This window comes from Streptomyces violascens, from assembly GCF_014649955.1.
In the GTDB taxonomy this organism is placed as follows: domain Bacteria; phylum Actinomycetota; class Actinomycetes; order Streptomycetales; family Streptomycetaceae; genus Streptomyces; species Streptomyces violascens.
This window is the reverse complement of sequence record NZ_BMUA01000010.1, coordinates 139,272-162,351: the sequence shown is the minus strand read 5'-3', so window position 1 is coordinate 162,351 and position 23,080 is coordinate 139,272. Positions and strand designations below refer to the sequence as shown.

General features: G+C 71.3%; 15 protein-coding genes and 1 pseudogene. 12 read left to right on the top strand and 4 right to left on the bottom strand.

The genetic code is table 11. The annotated features are described in order from the left end of the window. Positions 1 to 115 precede the first annotated feature (115 nt). The 7 genes and pseudogenes from IE206_RS21315 (at position 116) to galE (ending at position 9,828) form a co-directional block, all read left to right on the top strand. Entirely contained in the window at positions 116 to 4,099 is a 3,984-nt protein-coding gene (locus tag IE206_RS21315; protein WP_189964352.1) for an Rne/Rng family ribonuclease, read from the top strand. 274 nt (positions 4,100 to 4,373) lie between these two features. Beyond that, a pseudogene (locus IE206_RS21310) lies at positions 4,374 to 4,682 on the top strand (UTP--glucose-1-phosphate uridylyltransferase); the annotation flags it as partial. 171 nt (positions 4,683 to 4,853) lie between these two features. Then, on the top strand, positions 4,854 to 5,174 hold the full coding sequence (gene rplU / locus IE206_RS21305) for a 50S ribosomal protein L21 (RefSeq protein WP_015033583.1): 321 nt from the start codon (positions 4,854 to 4,856) through the stop codon (positions 5,172 to 5,174). A gap of 14 nt (positions 5,175 to 5,188) precedes the next feature. Beyond that, a complete protein-coding gene (rpmA, locus tag IE206_RS21300) occupies positions 5,189 to 5,443 on the top strand; it encodes a 50S ribosomal protein L27 (RefSeq protein ID WP_189964347.1) in 255 nt (84 codons plus the stop codon). Positions 5,444 to 5,588: 145 nt separating this feature from the next. Next, positions 5,589 to 7,028, top strand: coding sequence for a GTPase ObgE (obgE, locus tag IE206_RS21295; RefSeq protein WP_189964344.1), 1,440 nt, complete (start codon positions 5,589 to 5,591; stop codon positions 7,026 to 7,028). A 153-nt stretch (positions 7,029 to 7,181) separates the two neighbouring features. Beyond that, a complete protein-coding gene (locus IE206_RS21290) occupies positions 7,182 to 8,813 on the top strand; it encodes a glycosyltransferase family 2 protein (RefSeq protein ID WP_226598951.1) in 1,632 nt (543 codons plus the stop codon). A 16-nt stretch (positions 8,814 to 8,829) separates the two neighbouring features. Further along, complete coding sequence (gene galE / locus IE206_RS21285; protein WP_189964338.1) at positions 8,830 to 9,828, top strand: UDP-glucose 4-epimerase GalE; 999 nt, start codon at positions 8,830 to 8,832, stop codon at positions 9,826 to 9,828. Positions 9,829 to 9,896: 68 nt separating this feature from the next. On the opposite strand, the gene IE206_RS21280 is transcribed toward galE, so the two are convergent. From IE206_RS21280 to IE206_RS21270, 3 genes are read right to left on the bottom strand one after another with little or no spacing between them, the layout of a single operon-like run. Further along, positions 9,897 to 11,420: a DUF6056 family protein gene (locus tag IE206_RS21280; protein WP_189964335.1), complete on the bottom strand. Its 1,524-nt coding sequence runs from the start codon at positions 11,418 to 11,420 to the stop codon at positions 9,897 to 9,899. Positions 11,421 to 11,445: 25 nt separating this feature from the next. Beyond that, positions 11,446 to 12,612 (bottom strand): glycosyltransferase, encoded by a 1,167-nt coding sequence (locus IE206_RS21275; RefSeq protein ID WP_189964332.1) that lies wholly within the window; start codon positions 12,610 to 12,612, stop codon positions 11,446 to 11,448. Beyond that, complete coding sequence (locus IE206_RS21270; protein ID WP_189964329.1) at positions 12,609 to 15,479, bottom strand: bifunctional glycosyltransferase/CDP-glycerol:glycerophosphate glycerophosphotransferase; 2,871 nt, start codon at positions 15,477 to 15,479, stop codon at positions 12,609 to 12,611. The genes IE206_RS21275 and IE206_RS21270 overlap by 4 nt, the downstream gene beginning before the upstream one ends. Before the next feature lie 456 nt (positions 15,480 to 15,935). Here IE206_RS21270 and IE206_RS21265 point away from each other — a divergent pair, with 456 nt between their 5' ends. Together IE206_RS21265 and IE206_RS21260 are read left to right on the top strand one after the other, a co-directional pair. Then, entirely contained in the window at positions 15,936 to 16,925 is a 990-nt protein-coding gene (locus IE206_RS21265; RefSeq protein WP_189964507.1) for a glycosyltransferase family 2 protein, read from the top strand. Beyond that, positions 16,925 to 17,353: a GtrA family protein gene (locus IE206_RS21260; RefSeq protein WP_189964325.1), complete on the top strand. Its 429-nt coding sequence runs from the start codon at positions 16,925 to 16,927 to the stop codon at positions 17,351 to 17,353. Before IE206_RS21265 ends, IE206_RS21260 begins: the two co-directional genes overlap by 1 nt. Before the next feature lie 63 nt (positions 17,354 to 17,416). On the opposite strand, the gene IE206_RS21255 is transcribed toward IE206_RS21260, so the two are convergent. Then, on the bottom strand, positions 17,417 to 19,621 hold the full coding sequence (locus IE206_RS21255) for a PIG-L family deacetylase (protein WP_189964323.1): 2,205 nt from the start codon (positions 19,619 to 19,621) through the stop codon (positions 17,417 to 17,419). A gap of 306 nt (positions 19,622 to 19,927) precedes the next feature. On the opposite strand from IE206_RS21255, the gene proB reads away from it, so the two are divergent. From proB to IE206_RS21240, 3 genes are all read left to right on the top strand, one after another. Continuing rightward, positions 19,928 to 21,055, top strand: a complete 1,128-nt coding sequence (gene proB, locus IE206_RS21250; protein WP_189964321.1) for a glutamate 5-kinase — start codon at positions 19,928 to 19,930, stop codon at positions 21,053 to 21,055. A 153-nt stretch (positions 21,056 to 21,208) separates the two neighbouring features. Then, positions 21,209 to 21,667: a DUF8830 family protein gene (locus IE206_RS21245; protein ID WP_189964319.1), complete on the top strand. Its 459-nt coding sequence runs from the start codon at positions 21,209 to 21,211 to the stop codon at positions 21,665 to 21,667. A 74-nt stretch (positions 21,668 to 21,741) separates the two neighbouring features. After that, a complete protein-coding gene (locus tag IE206_RS21240; protein WP_189964317.1) occupies positions 21,742 to 23,043 on the top strand; it encodes a glutamate-5-semialdehyde dehydrogenase in 1,302 nt (433 codons plus the stop codon). The last annotated feature ends 37 nt before the right edge of the window (positions 23,044 to 23,080 follow it).

The following is a 23,080-nucleotide window of genomic DNA, read 5'->3' as shown; positions in this document are numbered from 1 at the left end:
CAGCTCCCGTGCGGCGCCCGCGCCCCGGACGGCGGCACCCGCGCACATCACGCGGGCCGTGCCGCCGGACCGGAACAGGCGCGGCGCCCGGGAGCGTGACGGGAGCTACGCCCGCATGCTTGAGCAGAACGAACCCGGCACCACCGGGGACAACACCAACGACAACAACAGCCCCAGCGACACGCTGCCGCCGCGCCGCAGGCGCCGCGCGGCGTCGCGGCCCGCAGGGCCGCCGGTGGGCGCACAGAACACGGAGACGGCAGAGCCCGCGGCGCAGACCGCCGAGCCGGCCGCCGTGGCCGCCGACGACGCCGCTCCGGCGCCGCGCACCCGCCGCCGTGCCACCCGTACGGCGACCACTCCGGCCACCGAGGCCCCGGCCGCCGCAGAGCCCGAGACCGTAGAGGCCGCTGCCGAGGCGCCCGCGCCGCGGACCCGTCGTCGCGCGACCCGCAAGGCCACGGCTCCGGCCGGTGCGCCGCAGGCCGCGGAGACCGATGAGGCCGTCGAGGCCCCGGCTGCCGCAGAGCCCGAGACCGTAGAGGCCGCTGCCGAGGCGCCCGCGCCGCGGACCCGTCGTCGCGCGACCCGCAAGGCCACGGCTCCGGCCGGCGCGCCGCAGGCCGCCGAGGAGATCGTCGAGGCCCCCGCCGCCGCCGAGCCCGAGGCCGCCGAAGAGGCCGCCGAGGCCCCGGCGCCGCGGACCCGCCGCCGTGCGACCCGCAAGGCGACCGCGCCGCAGACCACCGTCGCCGCCCCGGCCGAGGTCGTCGCGGAAGTCGAGGAAGAAGAGCTCGACGTGGCCGAAGAGGCCGCCGCCGTCGAGGCGCCGGTCGCCGAGGCCCCCGTCGAGGACGAGGCTCCGCGCGGTCGTACCCGCCGTCGCGCCACCCGCCAGGCGACCGCGCCCGCCGCCGCTGCCCCGGCCGCTGTCGAGGAGCCGGTCGAGGCTGCCGCCCCGGCCGTCGAGGACGAGGCGCCCCGCGGTCGTACCCGCCGCCGCGCCGCCCGGCCCGCGTCCGCCCCGCAGTTCACGCCGGTCGAGCCGGAGGCGCAGCCCGCGCCGCAGGCGCAGGAGCCCAGCACCGGGCGTCGCCGCCGCGCCACGCGTCCCGCCGTGGCCGTGTTCCAGGCCCCGGTCTTCACCGAGCCGATGTTCCAGACGCCGGAGACGGCCGCGGCCGCCGCTGCCGCCGCCCGCGTCGAGGAGTCCGAGCCCGAGGCCGAGGCCGAGGAGACCGTGGTCGAGGCCCCCGAGCCCGCCGCCGAGCCGCAGGGCCGCTCGCGCCGTCGCCGCCGCCGTGGCGAGCCCGCCGAGCCGGTCCAGGAGAAGCCGGCCGAGCAGCCCTTCGACGAGGAGGCCGAGGAGGCCGCAGAGGCCGAGGCCGAAGCGGAGTCCGAGGAGTCCGACGACGACCGCCCCTCGCGCCGCCGTCGCCGTGGCGGCCGCCGCCGTCGCCGTGGCGAGCCCGCCGAGGCCGAGGACGCCGCGGAGGAGCAGACGTACGAGCCGGCCGGGCAGGCCGCCGAGGGCGCCGAGTCCGACGAAGAGGACGACGAGGACGAGGAAGCGGACGGCACCCCCTCCGCGGCCGGGACCAGCAGCAGCCGTCGCCGGCGCCGCCGCCGTCGCCGCTCCGGCGACTCGGGTCCCGAGGCCGAGCAGGGCTCCGACGACCCGGAGCGCACCGTCGTCAAGGTCCGCGAGCCGCGCCCGGCCCGCGAGCGCAGCGAGTCCACCTCCTCCGACGAGGTCCAGTCCATCAAGGGCTCGACGCGTCTGGAGGCCAAGAAGCAGCGCCGCCGCGAGGGCCGCGAGCAGGGCCGCCGCCGCGTCCCGATCATCACCGAGGCCGAGTTCCTGGCCCGCCGCGAGGCCGTCGAGCGCGTCATGGTCGTCCGCCAGAGCGGCGAGCGCACCCAGATCGGCGTCCTGGAAGACAACGTGCTCGTCGAGCACTACGTCAACAAGGAGCAGGCCACCTCGTACGTCGGCAACGTCTACCTGGGCAAGGTCCAGAACGTACTGCCCTCCATGGAGGCCGCGTTCGTCGACATCGGCAAGGGCCGCAACGCCGTCCTGTACGCCGGTGAGGTCAACTTCGAGGCGCTCGGCATGGGCAACGGCCCGCGCCGCATCGAGGCCGCCCTCAAGTCCGGCCAGTCGGTGCTCGTCCAGGTCACCAAGGACCCGATCGGCCACAAGGGCGCCCGCCTGACCAGCCAGGTCTCGCTGCCCGGCCGCTACCTGGTGTACGTGCCCGAGGGCTCGATGACCGGCATCAGCCGCAAGCTGCCCGACACCGAGCGCGCACGCTTGAAGACCATCCTCAAGAAGATCGTCCCCGAGGACGCGGGCGTCATCGTGCGCACCGCCGCCGAGGGCGCGAGCGAGGACGAGCTGCGCCGTGACGTCGAGCGCCTGCAGGCGCAGTGGGCCGACATCCAGAAGAAGGCCAACCAGATCTCGACGTCCTCGCCGTCGCTGCTCTACGGCGAGCCGGACATGACCGTCCGGGTCGTCCGCGACATCTTCAACGAGGACTTCACCAAGGTCATCGTCAGCGGTGACGAGGCGTGGGAGACCATCCACGGCTACGTCGCCCACGTCGCCCCGGACCTCACCGAGCGCCTGTCGCGCTGGACCAGCGAGGTCGACGTCTTCGCGACGTACCGGATCGACGAGCAGCTGGCCAAGGCCCTGGACCGCAAGGTCTGGCTGCCCTCCGGCGGCTCGCTCGTGATCGACAAGACCGAGGCGATGATCGTCGTCGACGTCAACACCGGCAAGTTCACCGGCCAGGGCGGCAACCTCGAAGAGACCGTGACGAGGAACAACCTCGAAGCGGCCGAGGAGATCGTGCGCCAGCTGCGGCTGCGCGACCTGGGCGGCATCGTCGTCATCGACTTCATCGACATGGTCCTGGAGTCCAACCGCGACCTGGTCCTGCGCAGGCTGCTCGAATGCCTGGGCCGCGACCGGACCAAGCACCAGGTGGCCGAGGTCACCTCGCTCGGCCTGGTCCAGATGACCCGCAAGCGGGTCGGCCAGGGCCTCCTCGAGTCGTTCTCCGAGACCTGCGTCCACTGCAACGGGCGCGGCGTGATCGTGCACATGGAGCAGCCGACCACGGTCGGCGGCGGTGCGGGCAAGCGCGCGAAGAAGCGCGGCCGCGGTGGCGCCGAGCACGACCAGCACGTCCACGAGCACGAGGTCATCGACGCCGAGGCCGTCGAGTCCGAGGCCGAGGTCGCTGCCGAGATCGCCGCTCCCGTGGCGCTCGCCGAGCCGGAGTTCGTGCCCGACGAGGAGCTGTACAGCAGCGCCGCCGAGGCGGAGGCCGCGGCCCGTGGCGGACGGTCCCGCCGCCGCGCCACCCGCAAGGCCTCGGCCCCGGCCGGTGCGCCCCGTACGGCAGCCGTCGAGACCCCGGCCCCCGTGGCCGAGGAGCCGGAGGCCGCGCAGGCTCCGGCCGCGGTGACCGTCGCCTCGTTCATCGAGGACGACGCGCCGCGCGGCCGCACCCGTCGCCGCGCCACCCGCAAGGCGACCGCCCCCGCGGGCGCGCCGACGGCGGCCGTCGCCGAGCCGGTGGTGGTCGTCGCGGAGCCCGAGCCGAAGGCCGAGGAGGCCAAGGCGCCGGAGCCGGTGGCCGAGCCGTCCGCGCCGGTCGCGGAGCCCGTCGCCGAACCCGTCGAGGAGGCACCCTCCGGTGCGAGCACCGGCTCCACTGGAGCGGCTGACGCCGCGCGGACTTCCGCGCCGCGGGCCCGTCGCCGGGTGACCCGCAAGGCCACGGCTCCGGCCGGTCCGCCCTCGGGTGCCGAGGACGCCGCGGTCGTCGTGGTGGCCGCCGCCCCGGCAGCCGAGCAGGCCGCCGAGACGGTCGCTGCCGCGGAGCCCGCCGAGGAGGCCGCACCGGCCAAGAAGGCGGTCCGCAAGACGGCGAAGAAGGCCACCGCGAAGAAGGCCGCCACCAAGAAGACGGCGGCAAAGAAGACCGCGGCGAAGAAGACGACCGCCAAGAAGGCCACCGCCAAGAAGACGGCGGCGGCCGAGCAGCAGCAGACGTCGGTCTCGGCGTCGGCCGACAGCTGACGGACAGCCTGAGCTCGGACGACGTACACCAAGCGGTAGTTGGCTGTTGTACGGCCCCAGGAGCCCGTCCCCGGAACACCGGGGGCGGGCTCCGTCGTACGCAAGGAGAGTCCGCCCCCGCATGAGTCCCCGTATGAGCCCCCGCACGGGTGCGATCAGCAAAGCCGTCATCCCCGCCGCCGGGCTCGGCACGCGTTTCCTGCCGGCCACCAAGGCCACCCCCAAGGAGATGCTGCCGGTGGTCGACGAACCGGCGATCCAGCTGCGCGGCCGTTGCGTCGAGAAGCCGGAGCGGTCCGCCGCGCCCTCGAACCTCGCCGTCATCGGCCGGTACGTCCTGGACCCGGCCGTGTTCGGCGCGTTGCGCCGCACCGGGCCCGGCAGGGGCGGCGAGATCCTGCTCACCGACGCCCTCAACCGGCTCGACACCGTGCACGGCGTCGTCTTCAAGGGGCGCCGTTACGACACGGGGGACCGGGCGGAGTACCTGCGGGCCATCGTCCGGCTCGCCGGTGAGCGGGCCGATCTGGGCCCGGACTTCCGGCCCTGGCCGCGTGGTTTCGTCGCCGAGGAGTGCGGGTAACGACCCTGGTTTGACCCGCCACGTCCGGCCCCGTAGCCTTGACCCTCGGCGTGTTTATATACGCGCCTGCCCCTGAGCACCTCACCTCCCGGTTCCGCCGGGGGAGGCCTCCTGCATTTCTGCGGGATGGCTGGCTTCAAGGGTTCCGTATCGAGCGAGAGAGAGATCCGCGTGTACGCCATCGTGCGCAGCGGTGGTCGCCAGCACAAGGTTGCTGTCGGCGACATCGTTGAGGTTGACAAGATTTCCACTGCCAAGGTTGGCGACACGGTCGAGCTCTCGACCCTGCTCGTTGTCGACGGCGACGCTGTGACCAGCGACCCGTGGGTGCTGGCCGGGATCAAGGTCACCGCCGAGGTCGTGGACCACCACAAGGGTGCCAAGATCGACATCCTTCGGTACAAGAACAAGACCGGTTACCGCCGTCGCCAGGGCCACCGCCAGCAGTACACGGCGATCAAGGTCACCGGCATCCCCGCGGCTGCGAAGTAAGGGACTGAGGAGACATGGCACACAAGAAGGGCGCATCGTCCACTCGGAACGGTCGCGACTCCAACGCTCAGCGGCTCGGTGTGAAGCGCTTCGGCGGTCAGACCGTGCTCGCCGGTGAGATCCTGGTCCGCCAGCGCGGCACCCACTTCCACCCGGGTGCGGGCGTCGGTCGCGGTGGCGACGACACCCTGTTCGCGCTGCTGCCCGGCGCGGTGCAGTTCGGCACCCACCGTGGCCGCAAGGTCGTGAACATCGTTCCGGTTGCCTGATCACTTAGGCACCCGTAGAGCGGTTTCAGCGGAGGCGGACCTCACTTCCCCCACGGGAAGCGGGTCCGCCTTTCGCGTGTTACTAGATAGACATTCCCGTACTTTCTCTCGGCCTCCGGCCGGGGGCCCTCAGGAGGCACATCCCATGACCACCTTCGTGGACCGCGTCGAGCTGCACGTCGCCGCGGGTAACGGAGGCCACGGCTGCGCCTCCGTCCACCGTGAGAAGTTCAAGCCGCTCGGCGGGCCGGACGGCGGAAACGGCGGCCGTGGCGGCGACGTCACCCTGGTCGTCGACCAGTCCGTGACCACGCTTCTCGACTACCACCACTCGCCGCACCGCAAGGCCACCAACGGCCAGCCCGGCGCCGGCGACCACCGCTCCGGCAAGGACGGCCAGGACCTGATCCTGCCCGTGCCCGACGGCACCGTCGTCCTCGACAAGCAGGGCAACGTGCTCGCCGACCTGGTCGGCGAGGGCACCACCTACATCGCGGGCCAGGGCGGCCGCGGCGGCCTCGGCAACGCGGCGCTCGCCTCCGCCCGCCGCAAGGCCCCCGGCTTCGCGCTGCTCGGCGTGCCGGGCGAGTCCACCGACATCGTCCTGGAGCTCAAGACCGTCGCCGACGTGGCCCTGGTGGGCTACCCGAGCGCCGGAAAGTCCTCGCTGATCTCGGTCCTCTCGGCGGCCAAGCCGAAGATCGCGGACTACCCGTTCACGACGCTCGTCCCGAACCTCGGCGTCGTCACGGCCGGCGCGACCGTCTACACCATCGCGGACGTCCCCGGTCTGATCCCCGGCGCCAGCCAGGGCAAGGGCCTGGGCCTGGAGTTCCTGCGGCACGTCGAGCGCTGCTCGGTCCTCGTGCACGTCCTGGACACCGCGACCCTGGAGTCCGACCGCGACCCGGTCTCCGACCTCGACGTCATCGAGGAGGAGCTCAAGCAGTACGGCGGGCTCGACGACCGGCCCCGCATCGTCGTCCTCAACAAGATCGACATCCCGGACGGCCAGGACCTCGCGGACATGATCCGCCCCGACCTGGAGGCCCGCGGCTACCAGGTCTTCGAGGTCTCCGCCGTCGCCCGTACGGGCCTGAAGGAGCTGTCCTTCGCGCTCGCCGGGATCGTCGCCGAGGCGCGTGCCGCCAAGCCCAAGGAGGAGGCGACCCGCATCGTCATCCGCCCGAAGGCCGTCGACGACGCGGGCTTCACCGTCACCTTCGACGAGGCCAACGAGGTCTACCGGGTGCGGGGCGAGAAGCCGGAGCGCTGGATCCGCCAGACCGACTTCAACAACGACGAGGCCGTCGGCTACCTCGCTGACCGCCTCAACCGCCTCGGCGTCGAGGACGCGCTGGTGAAGGCCGGGGCCCGCTCCGGCGACGGCGTGGCCATCGGGCCCGAGGAGAACGCGGTCGTCTTCGACTGGGAGCCGACGATGATGGCGGGTGCGGAGATGCTGGGCCGCCGTGGCGAGGACCATCGCCTGGAGGCGCCCCGTCCTGCCGCCCAGCGCCGCCGGGACCGCGACGCCGAGCGCGACGAGGCCGAGCAGGAGTTCAAGGAGTTCGGGCCCTTCTAGGCGGGGCCTGCCCAGGGGCGCGGGGTTTCGACTGCGGGCCGTCGGAGGCTCTTGCACAGTTCCCCGCGCCCCTGTAGGGCACCCAGCATGTTCCGGTCGCGCCCACACTTGGCCGGAGCAGGAGCGTGCGGCCCCTCCCGTAGGATTCGGTGGGTGAGTCAGAGTTCTGCCACCCCCCACGGTCCCACGGGCGTCAGCGTCGTCGTCATCGCCTACAACGATGCCGAGCTGGTCGGTGACGCCGTTCGGTCGGCGCTTTCGCAGGGGCCGGCCGTCGCCGAGGTCGTGGCCGTCGACGACTGTTCCAGTGACGGAACGGCTGCTGTCCTGGACCAGCTGGCCACCACCGAGCCCCGTCTGCGCGTGGTGCGGCGTACGGAGAACAGTGGCGGGTGCGGGACGCCCCGCAATGACGGAATCGCCGCCGCCACCTCCCCGTACGTCATGTTCCTCGACAGTGACGACGTGCTGCCTCCCGGCGCCGTCGAAGCCCTTCTGGCCGCGGCCGAGGAGCACGGCACCGAGGTCACCGTGGGCCGGGCCGTGCGCCGCGAGCTGCCCGGCGGCCGCGATGTGCGCTGGCAGCCGGGCCTCTACAACGAGGCGGCCGTGCACGAGTCGCCCGAGGCCGCGCCGGAGCTCCTCCACGACACGCTCTGCGTCAACAAGCTCTATCGACGTGACTTCCTGAACGACCGTCAACTGCGTTTCCCCGACGGCAAGTTCACTTACGAGGACTTCGTCTTCACGGCCCGCGTGTACGCCGCGGCCCCCCGCGTCGCCGTCGTGCCCGAGCTCGTCTACATCTGGCACGTGCGCCGCGCCGCCGCCCAGGTCTCCATCTCGCTCGCCCGCAAGGACGTCGGCAACTGGCAGGCGCGCATCGCCGCCCACACCAAGGCCGTCGAGGCGTTCCGCGCCGCCGACCGCAAGGGGCTCGCGGCCGCCTGCCGCACCAAGTTCGTCGACTACGACCTGTGCCTGTACCTGCGCGAGCTGCGCGTGCGCGACGCCGGGTACCAGGCCGACTGGTGGCGGCTGACCCGCGACCACCTCGCCTCCTTCGAGGCCGCCGAAGTGGCCGCGGCCGCCGCCCCGGCCCGCTGGGCCGCCCAGGTGGTGCTCGCCTCCGACGCCCCGCGCGACCTGGACCGGCTCTCCCAGCTCGCCGCCGACCCCGCCCGCCTGATCCCGCCGTACGCCACCGCCGGATCCGGGCCGGTGTGGGCGGACGACCTGGACGTACCGCTGGACGGACTCGACGTGCTGCCCGCGGAACGCCTGCCCGTCGCCGTCGACGCGGCCCTGCTCGCCGGCCGGCGCGGCATCCTCAAACTGCGCGTGCACGAGCTGTACGGGCGGCTCGCCGCGAGCGGCGCCCCGGCCAGCGCGGACATCGAGTTCGTGCCCAGGGACGGCGGCGAGAGCGCCCTGACCGTCACCGCCCCGCTGCGCCCGGCCGAGGGCGGCTGGAGCGGGCAGGTCCCCGTATCGCTGGCCCGCCTGGCCGCGGCGGGCGGCCGGGGCACCCAGATCTGGGACCTGCGGGTCCGCCTGAACACCGGATCCGGCCGGGGCCCGCGCACCACGCTGCGGGCCAAGGCGTCCGGGCTGCGGCGCACGGCCGTGCCCGGCAGCCGGTACGGTGTTCTGCTGGTGCAGCCGTACCGGACGTCGAGCGGATCGCTCGCGGTGCGGCTCGCGCCCGGAGTACAGGGGGCCTTCGGGGTGGTCGGCGGGAAGCTGCGCAGACTGACCCGGACGGTTCGATCAAGGCGACGATGAGGACGTGGACGCGCATATGACTTTTCTGATCACTGGCGGCGCCGGATACATCGGTTCCCATGTCGTGCGGGCCATGACGTCGGCGGGGGAGCGCGTGGTCGTCCTCGACGACCTCTCCAGCGGTGACGCGGCCCGTCTGCCACAGGGTGTGCCTCTGGTGGTCGGCTCCGTCCTGGACCGCGAGCTCGTGGACCGCACCCTCGCCGAGCACGGGGTCACCGGGGTCGTACACCTCGCGGGCAAGAAGCAGGTCGGCGAGTCCGTCGAGATCCCGCTGCACTACTACCGCGAGAACGTGTTCGGCCTGACCGTGCTCCTGGAGGCGGTCGCCGCGGCCGGCGTGCGCACCTTCCTGTTCTCCTCCTCCGCCTCCGTGTACGGCATGCCGGACGTCGACCTCGTCACCGAGGACACCCCGTGCCTGCCGATGAGCCCGTACGGCGAGACCAAGCTGGCCGGTGAGTGGCTGGTCCGCGCGGCCGGCAAGGCGCACGGCATCTCCACCGGCTGCCTGCGCTACTTCAACGTGGCCGGCGCCGCCACCCCCGAACTCGCCGACACCGGCATCTTCAACCTCGTACCGATGGTGTTCGAGAAGCTGGAGGACGGTCAGCCGCCGCGCATCTTCGGCGACGACTACGAGACCCCCGACGGCACCTGCGTGCGCGACTACATCCACGTCGAGGACCTCGCCGACGCCCACCTGGCGGCCGCCCGCAAGCTCGCCGAGTCCGCGAAGGCCGGCGAGTACGGCGACCTGACCGTCAACATCGGCCGCGGCGAAGGCGTTTCGGTGCGCGAGATGGTCGACCTGATCAACGAGATCAGCGGTCGCGGCATCGCCCCCGAGGTGCACCCGCGCCGCGCGGGCGACCCGGCGCGCGTCGTCGCCTCCGCCGACCGCATCGCCGAGGAACTGGGCTGGAAGGCCCACCACGACGTGCGCTCGATGATCTCCTCGGCCTGGCAGGGCTGGCGCCACCACCGCGACGCCGTCCGAGACCTGGACACGTAGAAGCTCCGAAACGCGAAGGAGGGGCGCCCCGGAGAAATCCGGGGCGCCCCTCCTTCGTCGTTACTGCGTCACGGCTTGTGGATGCGGTCCACGCCGTAGAACTTCGAGGTGCACTGGGCGACCCAGTCACGCTGGTAGTTCTTGGTGAAGAACGGCTCGGCGAGCGAACCGATGTACATCGGCTTGTACGCCACGTCCGTCTCGCCCTTGGCGATCTCCGAGCGGATCTTCGCGTTCTGCTTGTCCCAGGCGATGCTGCGGTACACCGTCGAGACGGCGAGCTTCTGCACCGACGGCACCAGCGCCGCCGTCGCCGACAGGGCGAACGCGCCGACCAGGACCGTCGCCACGATCGGCACCATGCGCGGCGCCCGGCGCTCGGCGATGCGGCGCCCGGCCCAGTGGCCGAGCAGCACGCCGTACCCGCACAGCGCGATCACCAGCGGGATCATGAAGTTCATCCAGGTACGCGCGTACGTCCAGCCCGTCGGGCCGTAGCCGCTGCGCAGGGCGTACGCCACGAGCAGCGTGCACAGCGCCATCAGCGGGACCGGCAGCACGAAGATGACGCGCAGCATCGCGGCCGGCGGACGCGAGGCGGCCGGCTGCTCGCGGCGCGGCGCGAGCAGGGCCACGGCGAGGCCGAGGAGCAGACCGGCGGCGACGGCACCCAGGTAGATCCACTGGTGCAGGATCGTGTCCCAGATGTGGAAGTAGTCCTTGAACACGTCGCCGACGCTCATCTTCGTCGGCGGCGTCTGCGCCCGGCGCCAGCGGGCACCCGGCGAGGTGTACAGGAAGGTGAGGCCGATCACGGCCGCCGCGCAGTACACCGCGGACCAGGTGAACGGGTACCAGCTCTTGGCGACCTTCAGGCGCGGCAGGCACACCAGCGCGGCCGTGCCGACCAGCACGCAGCTGACCACGGTGAACGGCTCGCTCAGCGTGCCGATCGCGAAGCCCACCACGGCGGTCAGGACCAGCGCGGTGTTGCGCAGCGCCTTGCGGCCGGTGCGGAACGCCCAGATGCCGAACAGGAGCGCCCACAGGGCGATGATGAACGGCATCGTGTGCGAGATCGTCGCCGGCGTCCACAGGAGCACCTGGTAGGAGCGGGTGCCCGCGAAGAACAGCAGCGTCTCCAGGACCATCGCGACGGCGACGAGCAGCAGCAGCGGGGCCCGGGTGCCGAACGCGCGCAGGACCTCGCGGCCGAGCAGCACCAGGCCGATGCCCATGGTGACCACCAGGATCACCGGAAGGATCTTGATGCCGGCCAGGCCGTCCGAGTAGATGATCCCGCTCAGGAAGGCGTTGGTGACCCGCCCGTTCTGGGTGTTGTAGAAGTCGGACGTGATGCCGAAGACGCCCATGTCCCGGGACTTCCAGGCGGCGCACCAGTCGTCGGATGTGGGCCGCACGTACAGGCCCAGGAACGAGCCGACGGCCAGGAGTATCCCGGTGGCGGCGGTGATGGTCCCCGCGGTCCACAGCAGGGCTCTGCGCGCCCCCGACCGCTCGGGGCGGTCCGTGGCGGCGTCCCGCGCCGGGGCGGCGCTGTCGTCGGCGGCCACAGTGGTCGATGAGTTCATGATTCCAGTGGGGTCTCGGGCGCCGTCAGCGCTGCAGCAGGTCGAAGAGCGACTCCCAGCGGCGGACGATCTCCTCGGTCCGGTAGCGCTGGATGTTCTCGCGGGCCGCCTCGCCGAGACGGTCGCGCAGCTCCTGGTCGGCCAGGAGGCTGCTCAGGCGGCGCGCGAAGACGTGCGTGTTGCCGGGGGGCGCGAGCAGACCGTCCTCGCCGTCCCGGATGATCTCGTGGATGCCGGGGGCGACGTCGAAGGCGACGCACGGCACGGCGGTCGCCATCGACTCCATCAGCGACAGCGGGAAGCCCTCGCCGCGCGAGGCGAGCGTGAAGACCGAGCCGTCGCGCAGCGCGCCCGCCGGGTCGTCGGTGCGGCCCATCCACTCCACCGAGCCGTCCAGGCCCAGCTCGGTGCACTGGCGGCGCAGCGCCTCCTCGTCGGAGCCGGAGCCGTAGATCCGCAGCGTCCAATCAGGGTGCACCGGAGCCACCTCGGACCAGGCGTCCAGGAGCAGGTCGGTGCCCTTCTCCTCGTGCAGCCGGCCGATGCTGACCACGTGCTTCTCGGTGCGCGGGGAGGGCACCTCGGGGAAGAACGGCAGCGGGTTGGGCATGAAGCCCACGTTGTCCAGGCGCTGCAGCGCCCACAGGTCGGCGTCCTCGCGGGTCAGCGCGAGCATCCGGTCGACGTCCTTGTAGAACCGCTTGACCCGGCCGAAGCGCGAGGACTTGCGGCAGGTCTCGTACGACTCGTGGGTCATGCCGATGACGGTCACGTTCGAGGTGTCGGCGAGCGCCACCCACTCCATCGCCCACACCTGGGTGACGATGACGATCGCGCCGGGCCGGGCCTGCCGGAACAGCCGGCTCATCTTCGCGGCCTGCGCGTGCATGCCGGCCGCGCGGGCGGCCCGGCGGCGGTGCTCGACGACGTTCAGCTTGCCCTTGATGCCGCGCGCGCTGCCCACCGACGGCGGGTGCACGTCGTACAGCGTCGTCGTCGCGTACGGCAGGTCGTCGTCCAGCTCGTGCGGGACCGACGGCGGGGTGATGCCGATGACATGGACCTTGTTGCCGCGCTCCACGAAAAGGCGGGCCATCTGGTGCGACCAGGTGGTCACGCCGCCCAGCTCGTTGACGGCGTTCGAGACGAGGAAGATGTCACGGCCGCCGTCCGTGGCGGTCACTTCAGTCACTTACCGCTCCCGGGAGTGAAGAACTTGGCAACGATCTGCTGGGCCGCGGTGCCCTTGTCGTACTCGCCGAACTCGGTGGCGAACCGCTCGCGAGCCCCCGCGTAGTCGGCGTCCGCCGCCTTGAGGCCGTCCACCGCCGCGAACAGCTCGCTCTCGGTGGCGACGACCGGCCCGGGGGCCTTGTCGCGCAGATCGAAGTAGGTGCCGCGGGTCTCGTCCGCGTACTCCTCGTAGTCGTACGCGAAGAAGATCATGGGACGGTCGAGCAGAGCATAGTCGAACATCAAGGACGAATAGTCGGTGATCAGACCATCGGCCAGAGCGAGGAGCGGCGTGATGTCGTGGCCCTGCGAGACGTCGATGACCTTGCCGCGCACCGAGGGCGGAAGGACCACCTGGTTCAGGTAGTGCGAGCGGATCAGCAGGGTGTAGCGGTCGCCGAAGCGGTCCGCGAACTCCTCGACGTCAAAGGGCAGTTCGAACTTCTTGACGGCCCCGGACTCGGAGGCGCGGAACGTCGGCGCGTAGAGCAGCACCTTCTTGTCCGCGTCGATGCCGAGCTGCTCGGCGATCGGGCCCCGGACCCGCTCGCCGGTCTCCGCCTCCTGCTCGCGCGCCGTGACGAGCGCGTCGTTGCGCGGGTAGCCGGTGCGAAGGAGCACCTCGTCGCGCAGCCGGAAGCCGCTGGCCAGAGTGCGCACGTCGTGCTCGGAGCGGATCAGGAAGTGGTCGAAGCGGTCCAGGACCTTCTGGTGGGTGGCCTGGCCGGCCCGGTTGAGCAGCTTCATCTGCGGCACGTCGAAGCCCATGCGCTTGAGCGCGCTGCCGTGCCAGGTCTGGATGTAGGTGGTGCCGGGCCGCTTGGCCAGCTTCATCGGGAAGCCCTGGTTGTCGATCCAGAACTCGGCCTGCGCCAGCGCCCGCAGATACGGGTAGCTCCACCGCTTGACCAGCGTGGCGTCCTTGGGGAAGCCCGTGGGCTTCGCGCCGTCGTAGGACCACACCGCGTCGAACTGCACGCCCTGGCGGCGCATCTCGTCGTAGATCGCCTTCGGGCTGTCGCTGAACTGCTTGCCCATGTGGCTCTCGAAGACCACCAGACCCTTGCGGATCGGCAGCTTGGAGAACGCCTCGTGGTACACGCGGATCTTGGTGTCGCCCGAGTTCAGGTCCTTCTTGGCCTTACGGGCCTTGCGCAGGCCCTTCTTGGCCAGCGAGGCGGCCTTGCTCTGCAGCGCCTCGCCGATCAGCTCCTGGGTGCGGACGGTGGCCTGGCCCTCCGCCGTCAGCAGGTAGGACAGGTTGCCCTTCGCGGAGATCTCCGGCACCAGGCGGTCGGCGACCAGGCGGCTCAGGCGCGGCCGGATGCGCAGCGGGCGCGCCGACTCCAGCTCGATGCGGCCCGCGCCCACGCGGGTCGGCACCTTTTCGCCGTCGACGTCCAGGTTGACCCACACGTCCCAGACCACGTCGATGATGCCGAGCGGCCGCAGCTTGCGGGCCAGATCGGCCTCGGCCGTCCAGTCCAGCGTCTGGCCCGCGTGCTTCAGCGAGGTCAGCGGGAACTTGAAGGACTGCAGGCTGGTGCGGCGGGCCCGGAACTCCAGGGTGCCGCTCAGCTTGGCCCCGGAACGGATCCGGCCCAGCGGATTGACGACCGAGCCGCCGAGCCGCACCTTGCCGCGCCCGTCGTCGGCGTACGAGGTCAGACGGTTGCCGAGCGCCAGCTGGGTCAGCGGGCGGGTGTGGTAGCCGAGGCCGGTCACGTCCAGGAACCTGGCGCCGTCGGCGGTGTCGAGGTGCTCGCCGCACCAGTAGATCCGGCCGTCGCGCTCGATCAGCGGCGACGTCACCGTGTTGCGGCGGATCAGCGCGTCCACGGCCGGCAGCAGGTTGTCCCAGTCGCCCTGCTGGAGCAGGTAGGAGCAGATCGCCTGGATCGGCAGGACGCTGTCGTACGCCTCCGGCGAGAGGTCCGCGAGGTACTCGCGCGACAGCTCGGCGAACTCCGCCCGGTACTCCTCGTCACGGTGCGGCAGGTCACGCAGGTGCAGGACCAGGTCGTGCTTGAGGAACTTGACGTCCTTGGCGAGCCGGAGCCCGTGCAGGTCGTTGTGCTCCAGGAGCGCCTCGATCCGGCGGTGGATCTCCAGACGGTGCTCGTAGTTGGTCATCTCGTGGCGCCGGTTGGTGACCGACTTCACGGCCGCCTTCTCGTGCACGTTCCAGAAATAGACCTGGTTGGGGATGAGGGTGATGCGGTTCGCGGCGAGGTAGGCCTCGGCGATGAACATCAGGTCCTCGTAGAACATGCCCTTGGGGAAGCGCAGGTCGTTGTCGAGGAGGAACTCGCGGCGGTAGCACTTGTTCGTGGACAGCGTGTCCCACACGAACAGGTCGGGGAGCTCGGTGATCGACTCCAGGGTGCGCGTGGTGCGGTACAGCCACGGGTACCACTCGGTGCGCTTCGTGGTGCGGGTGCCCTGCGTGAGGCGTACACAGAGGCCGGAAACAATGTCTGCCTGCGTCTGTTCCGCGGCCTCCAGAAGGTTCCGGCAGGCGTTGTGCTCCAGCACGTCGTCACTGTCCAGGAACATGATGTAACGGCCCGTGGCGTGGCCGATGCCCACGTTGCGCGGCTCGCCGCCGGCGCCGCTGTTCTCGGGCAGCTGGAAGGCGCGGATGCGGCCCGGGTGAGAAGCTTCCAGTGCCCTGGCGACCTCGAAGGAACCGTCGGTGCTGCAGTCGTCGACGATCAGGACCTCGACGCTGTTCAACGTCTGGTCCAAGACCGATTGGACAGCCGTCGGCAGGCGATCTGCGTCGTTGTAAACGATGACGATCACGGAGACGTCAGGCACTGGCACCTCAATCCACTTGTTCTACTCGCAGGCGCTTCAACGCTACCTGGTATTCCTACCGTGCTCTGCAGCCGCCCGGTCGCACCCGGCCACCCGGCAAAAGGGCCGTCGTCAGGCCCGCGCGGGTTTTCCACCCGAATGTGTGGCGGGAAGGCAACCCCCGCGAGCCCCTGCCCCTCTATAAGGAGAAGCGGCGCCGAACCGGGGGCCGCTTCGCCCGTGGGACACTCGACAGGGTGGCCGACGCCCCGCAGGCCACCGGCCCGGGGCGCGGCGGCGGCCACTGGCTCCAGGCCGTCCTCCGCCCGGGAGGGGCTCCCTCGTCACCTGCTCGTACCATACTCCCGGGCTGAAGTCCGGACCGGTGGTGAGCGGTCCGGCACCCGTCACCCTGCTCGCTGTCGCCATCGGTGGGGCGCTCCGCACCCGCACCTGCCGCTCCTCTACTGGAAAGCACTGATGATGAAGCTGTCGGTCGTCGTCCCCTGTTACAACGAAGAAGCGGTCATCGACCAATTCGACGCCAAGACCCGCAGCGTGCTCGACACCCTCGCGATCGAGTACGAGATCTGTTACGTGGACGACGGCAGCCGGGACAAGACGCTCACGCATCTGCGGGCGCTCTCCGAGAAGTACCCGGACGCCACCCGCTACGTCTCCTTCAGCCGCAACTTCGGCAAGGAGGCCGGTATGCTCGCCGGTCTGCGCGAGGCCACCGGCGACGCCGTGGTCATCATGGACGCCGACCTCCAGCACCCGCCGGAGCTCATCGAGCGGATGCTCGGCCTGTACGAGCTGGGGCACGACCAGATCATCGCCCGCCGCACCCGCGAGGGCGACAAGAAGGTCCGCTCCGCCCTGAGCCGCCTCTACTACCGAGCGGTCAACAAGTGGGTCGACGTCGAGCTCACCGACGGTGTCGGTGACTTCCGCATGCTGTCGCGGCCCGCCGTGGACGCGCTGCTCTCGCTCGGCGAGTACAACCGCTTCTCCAAGGGCCTGTTCTCCTGGATCGGCTTCGACACCGTCACCTTCGACTACCAGAACGCCGCCCGCGAGGCCGGCGAGACGAAGTGGAAGTTCGGGTCCCTGCTGAACTACGGCATGGACGGCCTGATCTCCTTCAACAACCGTCCGCTGCGCATCGCGATCTGGCTCGGCCTGACCCTGGTGGGTCTCGCCGCGGTCTACGCCGTGTGGATCGCGGTGGCCGCGATGACCCACGGCGTCGACTCTCCGGGCTATGTCACCCTCGTCGCGATCATCGTCGGCATGGGCGGCGTGCAGATGGTGATGCTGGGCCTGATCGGCGAGTACATCGGCCGCATCTACTACGAGACCAAGCGTCGCCCGCACTTCCTGGTCAAGGAGTCGCACGGCTTCCCGGGCAAGCCCGAGGGCGTCGAGCGGCGCGAGGTCTACCGCAACGGCCAGCCGCACAAGGTGGTCTGATGCCCAGTCAGCTCGGACAGGTGATCCGCTTCGGCTTCGTCGGCGGCGTCAACACCTGCACCTTCTACGCCTTCTACTGGCCGCTGCTGCACCTCGCGCACCTGCCGTACTTCGTGGCGTACACGATCGCCTTCCTGCTCAGCATGGTCGGCTCGTTCTTCCTCAACACCTACTTCACCTACCGCACCAAGCCGACCTGGAAGAAGTTCCTGCTCTTCCCGCTCACCAACGTCACCAACTTCGTGGTGCAGAGCGCGGGCCTGTTCGCCCTGGTGCACTGGGTCGGGATGAACAAGACGATCGCCCCGCTGGTCGCCGCCGTGGTGGCGATCCCGTTCACCTATGTGCTGTCCCGCAAGATCCTGGTGTCGGGGCACCAGGAGGCGAGCGAACCCGAGGCGGTCGCGCCGAAGATCCCGGTGAAGTAGCGGCGCCGCGAGAAGCAAGGGAGGGGGCGGACACCACAGGGTGTCCGCCCCCTCCGTCATCTCCTAGACGTGGTTGCCCGCGCTCTCGTTCCCCGCCGGAGCCCACTCGCCGAACCGGGCCCCCGGCCTGGTCTGGCGGGACGCGTACAGCCGGCCGTCCGTGCCGATCACGGCGAGCACGGCCCGGCCCGCGGAGTCCTGCGCCGCGCCCGGTATGCCCACGAACTGCACGCCCGGGCTCTCCCAGGCCGGCTGCGCCGACTCGTCCGACGACGGCACGACCCGGCCCCCGTCGTCCCGGACCGCCAGGACCAGCGAGCCGCCCTTCCCACCGAGCCGGTACGCGGCGACCCGCCCGTAGCCGCCCGCCGGGGTGCGCCGCGCCACCGTCCACGGGGCACCCGGACCGCCCGGCGAGGCGACGGCCACCTGGGCGGTGCCTGCCTGGCGGTAGACGGCCGAGACGCCGCCCCTGCCGTCCGCGACCAGGCTCACCGCGCTGCCCGCCGGCGTCACACCCGTCGGCGGCGACAGCTTCGGCAGCTCGCCGGGCGCCGGGGACACCCAGTGCAGCACCGTCTTGGCGATCGGGGCCGCCACATGGATGCGGCCCGACGGGTCGACGAGAGCGTCGATCCCCTCCACCACCAGCGGGTGCGGAGGCTGCTTGCCCGGCGGGTGGTCCAGAAGCTGCCAGGGACCCCAGTCCTTGCCGCCCCGCCCGCTGCGCATCGCGACATCGCCCGCCCAGTTCCGCGCGAGGACGTGCACGGTGCCGTCCGGGGCGAGCGCGGTCGCCGGATAGCCCGTCTCCAGCGACTTGTCGGGATTCGCGTCCGGCGTGCCGAGCGAGGTCCACGCGCCGAACCTGGGCACCCCGTCGGCGCCGAGGCCGCTCTGCAGGACGCACACCAGCTCCTTGTGGTGCTTGTTGCCCTTGAACGGCAGGACCGTACGCGTGGCGAACAGCTGAAGCGTGCCGTCCGGGTGGCGCACGACCTCCACCTGCGGGTCGAGCGGCGAGCCCGCGCTGCCCACCACATCGAACGGCCCCACCCACGGGCCCTGCCCGGCCACCCGCTCCACCCAGCAGCGCACCGCGCCGTTGAGCACCGCGAACGCCGCGAGCCGGCCGTCCTTGAGCGGCGCCAGCCAGCGCGAGGTGCCCGGCGCGCGGGTGCGCGTGCCGCGCGCCCAGCCGGCGCCGCCCGCCTTCAGGCCGTTCGGGCCCACCTTGAGGTCGCCGCAGCCCGACGGGTCGCCGCAGTCGCGGTGGTCGACCCAGCCGTACGCGTTCAGGAGCTGCGCGGTGCGCCGGGTGGTCGCCGCGTCCAGGGACGGCGGCGTGTAGTTCGTCGGGTAGCCGAAGTAGTTGGTCACCGACGCGGCACGGCCCTTGCCCGCACCCCAGTAACGCTCCATCGCGGCCTGCATGAAACGGGCCGAGGCGGTGTGGTCCTGGTGGTCCAGGTAGCTCAGCCCGCGCAGTATCGTCGGCGCGCTCATCATCGCCACCGTCTCGCGCGGGGCGTGCAGGGGAGTGGGATCCAGGGTCCGTATCACCGTCGGATTGACCCGCCCGATCGTCGCCACCAGAGCGTCGGTGAGCTGGTCACGCGTGTAGGCGCGGGGCATCCGCACCGGGCTGCCGGTACCCGGCAGCGTCGGCAGCTGCTCGATGGCCCCCAGCCACAGACCCCGCATGCTCACCGGACGCGGCACGCTCACATAGCGCGCCTCGCACAGGCCCATGTAGATCAGCTGGACGTGCGGAGCGGCCTGCAGATAGTGCAGCTCTGAACGGAACCCGGGCAGCAGCTCCACCGGCTCCACCGACCACGGGCTGTTGTCGTCGCCCGTCGCCATCAGCGCGTGGGCGGCGCGCAGCCCGTTTATCCGGGCCCGCGCGAAGCCCGGCCGGTCGGTGGGCAGCGACTTGAACTGCGGGCTCTTGGGCGCCGCGTTGCGCCCGTCCGACTCACCACTGGTCATGCACACCGTGACCGAGAGCGCGCCGCTGCGGATCGACTGCTCCAGGTCCGGGTTCATGAAGTAGATGCCGTCGTCCGCATGCGCGATCACGTGCAGATACGACTGCTCCGACGCGGCCGAGGCGGGCTTCCCGGTCGTCGTCCCGGTGGACGAGCCCTGCGTGCCCGAACCGTCCTGCGGTGCCAGCCACTGCCATCCTCCGTAGGCAAGAGGCGCCGCCACAAGTCCGCCACCGGCGACCTGCAACAGGCGTCTACGAGACGGCGACGACGGCATCCGGCACGCTCCTTGAGGCATCCATGTGAGCCGAGTCCCGCCCTGCGCCCACCATGGAATTGTTCGACTGGTCATCAGAAGGGAGGGCGAAGCGGCTGCGGAGGTTTCACTTCAGACGCTAAATTTGCCCGGCTGGTATGAAACAGCAAGGTACGGACGTGTGCGCTTCAGCACCCCATCGGGCCATGACTTCCCCAGTTTTCGTACTTTGTCGAACTTAAAGGTTCTCTGTGCGGTCACGTTGAGACTGTCCGCCGATTGGAACTTCCAAGCGCCCGACCCTCCTCCTGACATAGATTTCACCGTGTGACAGTGGCAAGGCAGCAGGTGGCACAGGCCCGCAGAATCGTAGTCAAGATCGGATCCTCCTCACTCACCACCGCCTCCGGCGGCCTCGACGCGGACCGGGTCGACGCGCTGGTCGACGTGCTCGCCAAGGCGCGCAGCGGCGGCGAGAAGGAGATCGTCCTCGTCTCCTCCGGCGCCATCGCCGCAGGCCTCGCCCCACTCGGCCTGCGCCGCCGCCCCAAGGACCTCGCCCGCCAGCAGGCCGCCGCCAGCGTCGGCCAGGGCCTCCTCGTCGCCCGCTACACCGCCTCCTTCGCCCGCTACGGCGTACGCGTCGGACAGGTCCTGCTCACCACCGACGACACCAGCCGGCGCGCCCACTACCGCAACGCCTACCGCACCCTCGACCAGCTCCTGGCCATGGGCGCGCTCCCCGTCGTCAACGAGAACGACACCGTCGCCACCGACGAGATCCGCTTCGGCGACAACGACCGCCTCGCCGCCCTCGTCGCCCACCTGGTCCGCGCCGACCTCCTCGTCCTGCTCTCCGACGTCGACGGCCTCTACGACGGTGACCCGTCGAAACCCGGCACCTCCCGCATAGACGAAGTCCGCAGCCAGGCCGACATCGCGCACGTCCAGATCGGCAGCGCGGGCAAGGCCGGCGTCGGCACCGGCGGCATGGTCACCAAGGTCGAGGCCGCCCGCATCGCCGCCGCCGCCGGCATCCCCGTCGTCCTCACCTCCGCCAGCCAGGCCGCCGACGCGCTCGCCGGACGCGCCACCGGCACCCACTTCCACCGCACCGGACGCCGCTCCGCCGACCGCCTCCTGTGGCTCGCCCACGCCTCCACCCCGCAGGGCGCCCTCGTCCTCGACGACGGAGCCGTACGCGCCGTCGTCGAAGGCCACAAATCCCTGCTCCCCGCCGGAATCGCCGCCGTCGAGGGCGACTTCTCCGCCGGCGACCCCGTCGAACTGCGCGACCCCCAGGGCCGGGCGATCGCCCGCGGCCTCGTCAACTTCGACGCCAAGGAGATCCCCCAGCTCCTCGGCCGCTCCACCCGCGACCTCGCCAAGGAACTCGGCCCCGGCTACGAGCGCGAAGTCGTACACAGGGACGATCTGGTCGTCCTGCACCCCTGAAACGGCTGAAAGTCCAGCCATAAGACAGACACCTTCAGGAAAACCACCCCGCGCCCCGCCTCGGGCTGGTCAACTTTGAAGCGGGGGTACACACGGGCCGGCAACCCGCGCAGTACCGCACCACATCGCACACAGCAGCACAGGAGGCCGCCGGTGAGACGAGCGCGCCCGGGGGCGGCGCCCCGAGGGACGACGGCTGAGCGGACCCTGACCAGTGTGGGGACGGGGGCCGACGTCGAACGGAGAGAGGTACCCGAACAGCCCAGGGACACCCCCCGGCTGTGGCACATCACGCTCAGCGTCTCGGGAGCCGAGGCCCCGCTGAAAGAGGTCCGCCGCGGCCTCGAACAGCTCGCCCACGACCACCCGTTCCTGCTGACCAGCCGCTACGCCAACGACCACGCCGAGATCCGCTACTGGGAAGAGGCCCGCGACCTGCACGACGCGGCCGCCGTCGCCCTGCGCCTGTGGGGCGAACACCGCTCCACGGCCAGACTGCCTCCCTGGGAGATCGTCGGCCTCGAAGTCATCGACCGCGGCACCTACCACCAGCGACTCGCCGAGGGATACGGGCCGCCGCCGGCCGCACCCGTGGGCGTCCACCCTTTCTGACCCCGCTCCCCGGCACCGTCTCGGGGAGTGGAATACGGTCAGAACGACCTCCCGGCGCCCATTAGTCTGCGGACATGGCTTCGCACACCCAGCCCTCCCCGGCCGCCGACTCCGACGACATCTCCCCGGTCACCCGGACCGCCCGGCGGGCGCGCACCGCGGCCGCCGAGATCGCGCCACTTCCGCGCGCCGTCAAGGACGAGGCCCTGCTCGCCATCGCGGACGCCCTGGAAGCGCGCAGCGCCGAGATCGTCGAGGCCAACGCCGTCGACGTCGCCCAGGCCCGCGAGGCCGGCACCAGCGAGACCGTCATCGACCGGCTCACCCTCGACCCCGAGCGGATCCGCGCCATCGCCTCCGACGTACGCGACGTGGCGGCCCTGCCCGACCCCGTCGGCGAGGTCGTCCGCGGCTCCACCCTGCCCAACGGCATCGACCTGCGGCAGATCCGCGTCCCGCTCGGCGTCGTCGGCATCATCTACGAGGCCCGCCCCAACGTGACCGTGGACGCCGCAGCCCTCTGCCTCAAGTCCGGCAACGCCGTCCTGCTGCGCGGCTCGTCCTCCGCGTACGCCTCCAACACCGCGCTGGTGGGCGTCCTGCGCGACGCCGTCGAAGGCGCGGGCCTGCCCGCCGACGCGGTCCAGCTCGTACCCGGCCAATCCCGGGACTCCGTACGGGAGTTGATGCGCGCCCGGGGCCTGGTGGACGTGCTCATCCCGCGCGGCGGCGCCTCCCTGATCCGCACCGTCGTCGAGGAATCCACCGTCCCCGTCATCGAGACCGGCACCGGCAACTGCCACGTCTACGTCGACGCCCAGGCCGACCTCGACATGGCCGTCGACATCCTCATCAACTCCAAGGCGCAGCGCCCCTCGGTGTGCAACTCCGCCGAGACCCTCCTCGTCCACCAGGACATCGCGGCCGCCTTCCTGCCGCGCGCCCTGGACGCACTGGCCGACGCCGGGGTCACCGTGCACGCCGACGAGCGGGTGCGGGCCCACGCCGGCGCCTCCAAGGCCACCGTCGTCGCGGCCACCGAGGAGGACTGGGAGACCGAGTACCTCTCGTACGACATCGCCGCCGCGGTCGTCGACTCCCTGGACGCCGCCGTCGCCCACATCCGGCGGTGGACCTCCGGGCACACCGAGGCCATCGTCACCACCTCCCAGGCCGCGGCCCGCCGCTTCACCCAGCTCGTCGACTCCACCACCGTCGCCGTCAACGCCTCCACCCGGTTCACCGACGGCGGCCAGTTCGGCTTCGGCGCGGAGATCGGCATCTCCACCCAGAAGCTGCACGCCCGCGGCCCCATGGGACTGCCCGAGCTGACCTCGACGAAGTACATCGTGACCGGCGACGGTCACATCCGGTAACTGTCTCTCCGGTAGGCGGAGTTCGGCCACTCCCTGC

What these genes read in the sequence shown, in the direction of transcription:
- IE206_RS21315 (WP_189964352.1), top strand. Translation starts at nt 116, where the DNA reads ATGCTTGAGCAGAACGAACCCGGCACCACCGGGGACAACACCAACGAC.
- IE206_RS21280 (WP_189964335.1), bottom strand. Translation starts at nt 11,420, where the DNA reads ATGAACTCATCGACCACTGTGGCCGCCGACGACAGCGCCGCCCCGGCG.
- IE206_RS21240 (WP_189964317.1), top strand. Translation starts at nt 21,742, where the DNA reads ATGGCTTCGCACACCCAGCCCTCCCCGGCCGCCGACTCCGACGACATC.
- rpmA (WP_189964347.1), top strand. Translation starts at nt 5,189, where the DNA reads ATGGCACACAAGAAGGGCGCATCGTCCACTCGGAACGGTCGCGACTCC.
- IE206_RS21255 (WP_189964323.1), bottom strand. Translation starts at nt 19,621, where the DNA reads ATGCCGTCGTCGCCGTCTCGTAGACGCCTGTTGCAGGTCGCCGGTGGC.
- IE206_RS21265 (WP_189964507.1), top strand. Translation starts at nt 15,936, where the DNA reads ATGAAGCTGTCGGTCGTCGTCCCCTGTTACAACGAAGAAGCGGTCATC.
- galE (WP_189964338.1), top strand. Translation starts at nt 8,830, where the DNA reads ATGACTTTTCTGATCACTGGCGGCGCCGGATACATCGGTTCCCATGTC.
- obgE (WP_189964344.1), top strand. Translation starts at nt 5,589, where the DNA reads ATGACCACCTTCGTGGACCGCGTCGAGCTGCACGTCGCCGCGGGTAAC.
- IE206_RS21260 (WP_189964325.1), top strand. Translation starts at nt 16,925, where the DNA reads ATGCCCAGTCAGCTCGGACAGGTGATCCGCTTCGGCTTCGTCGGCGGC.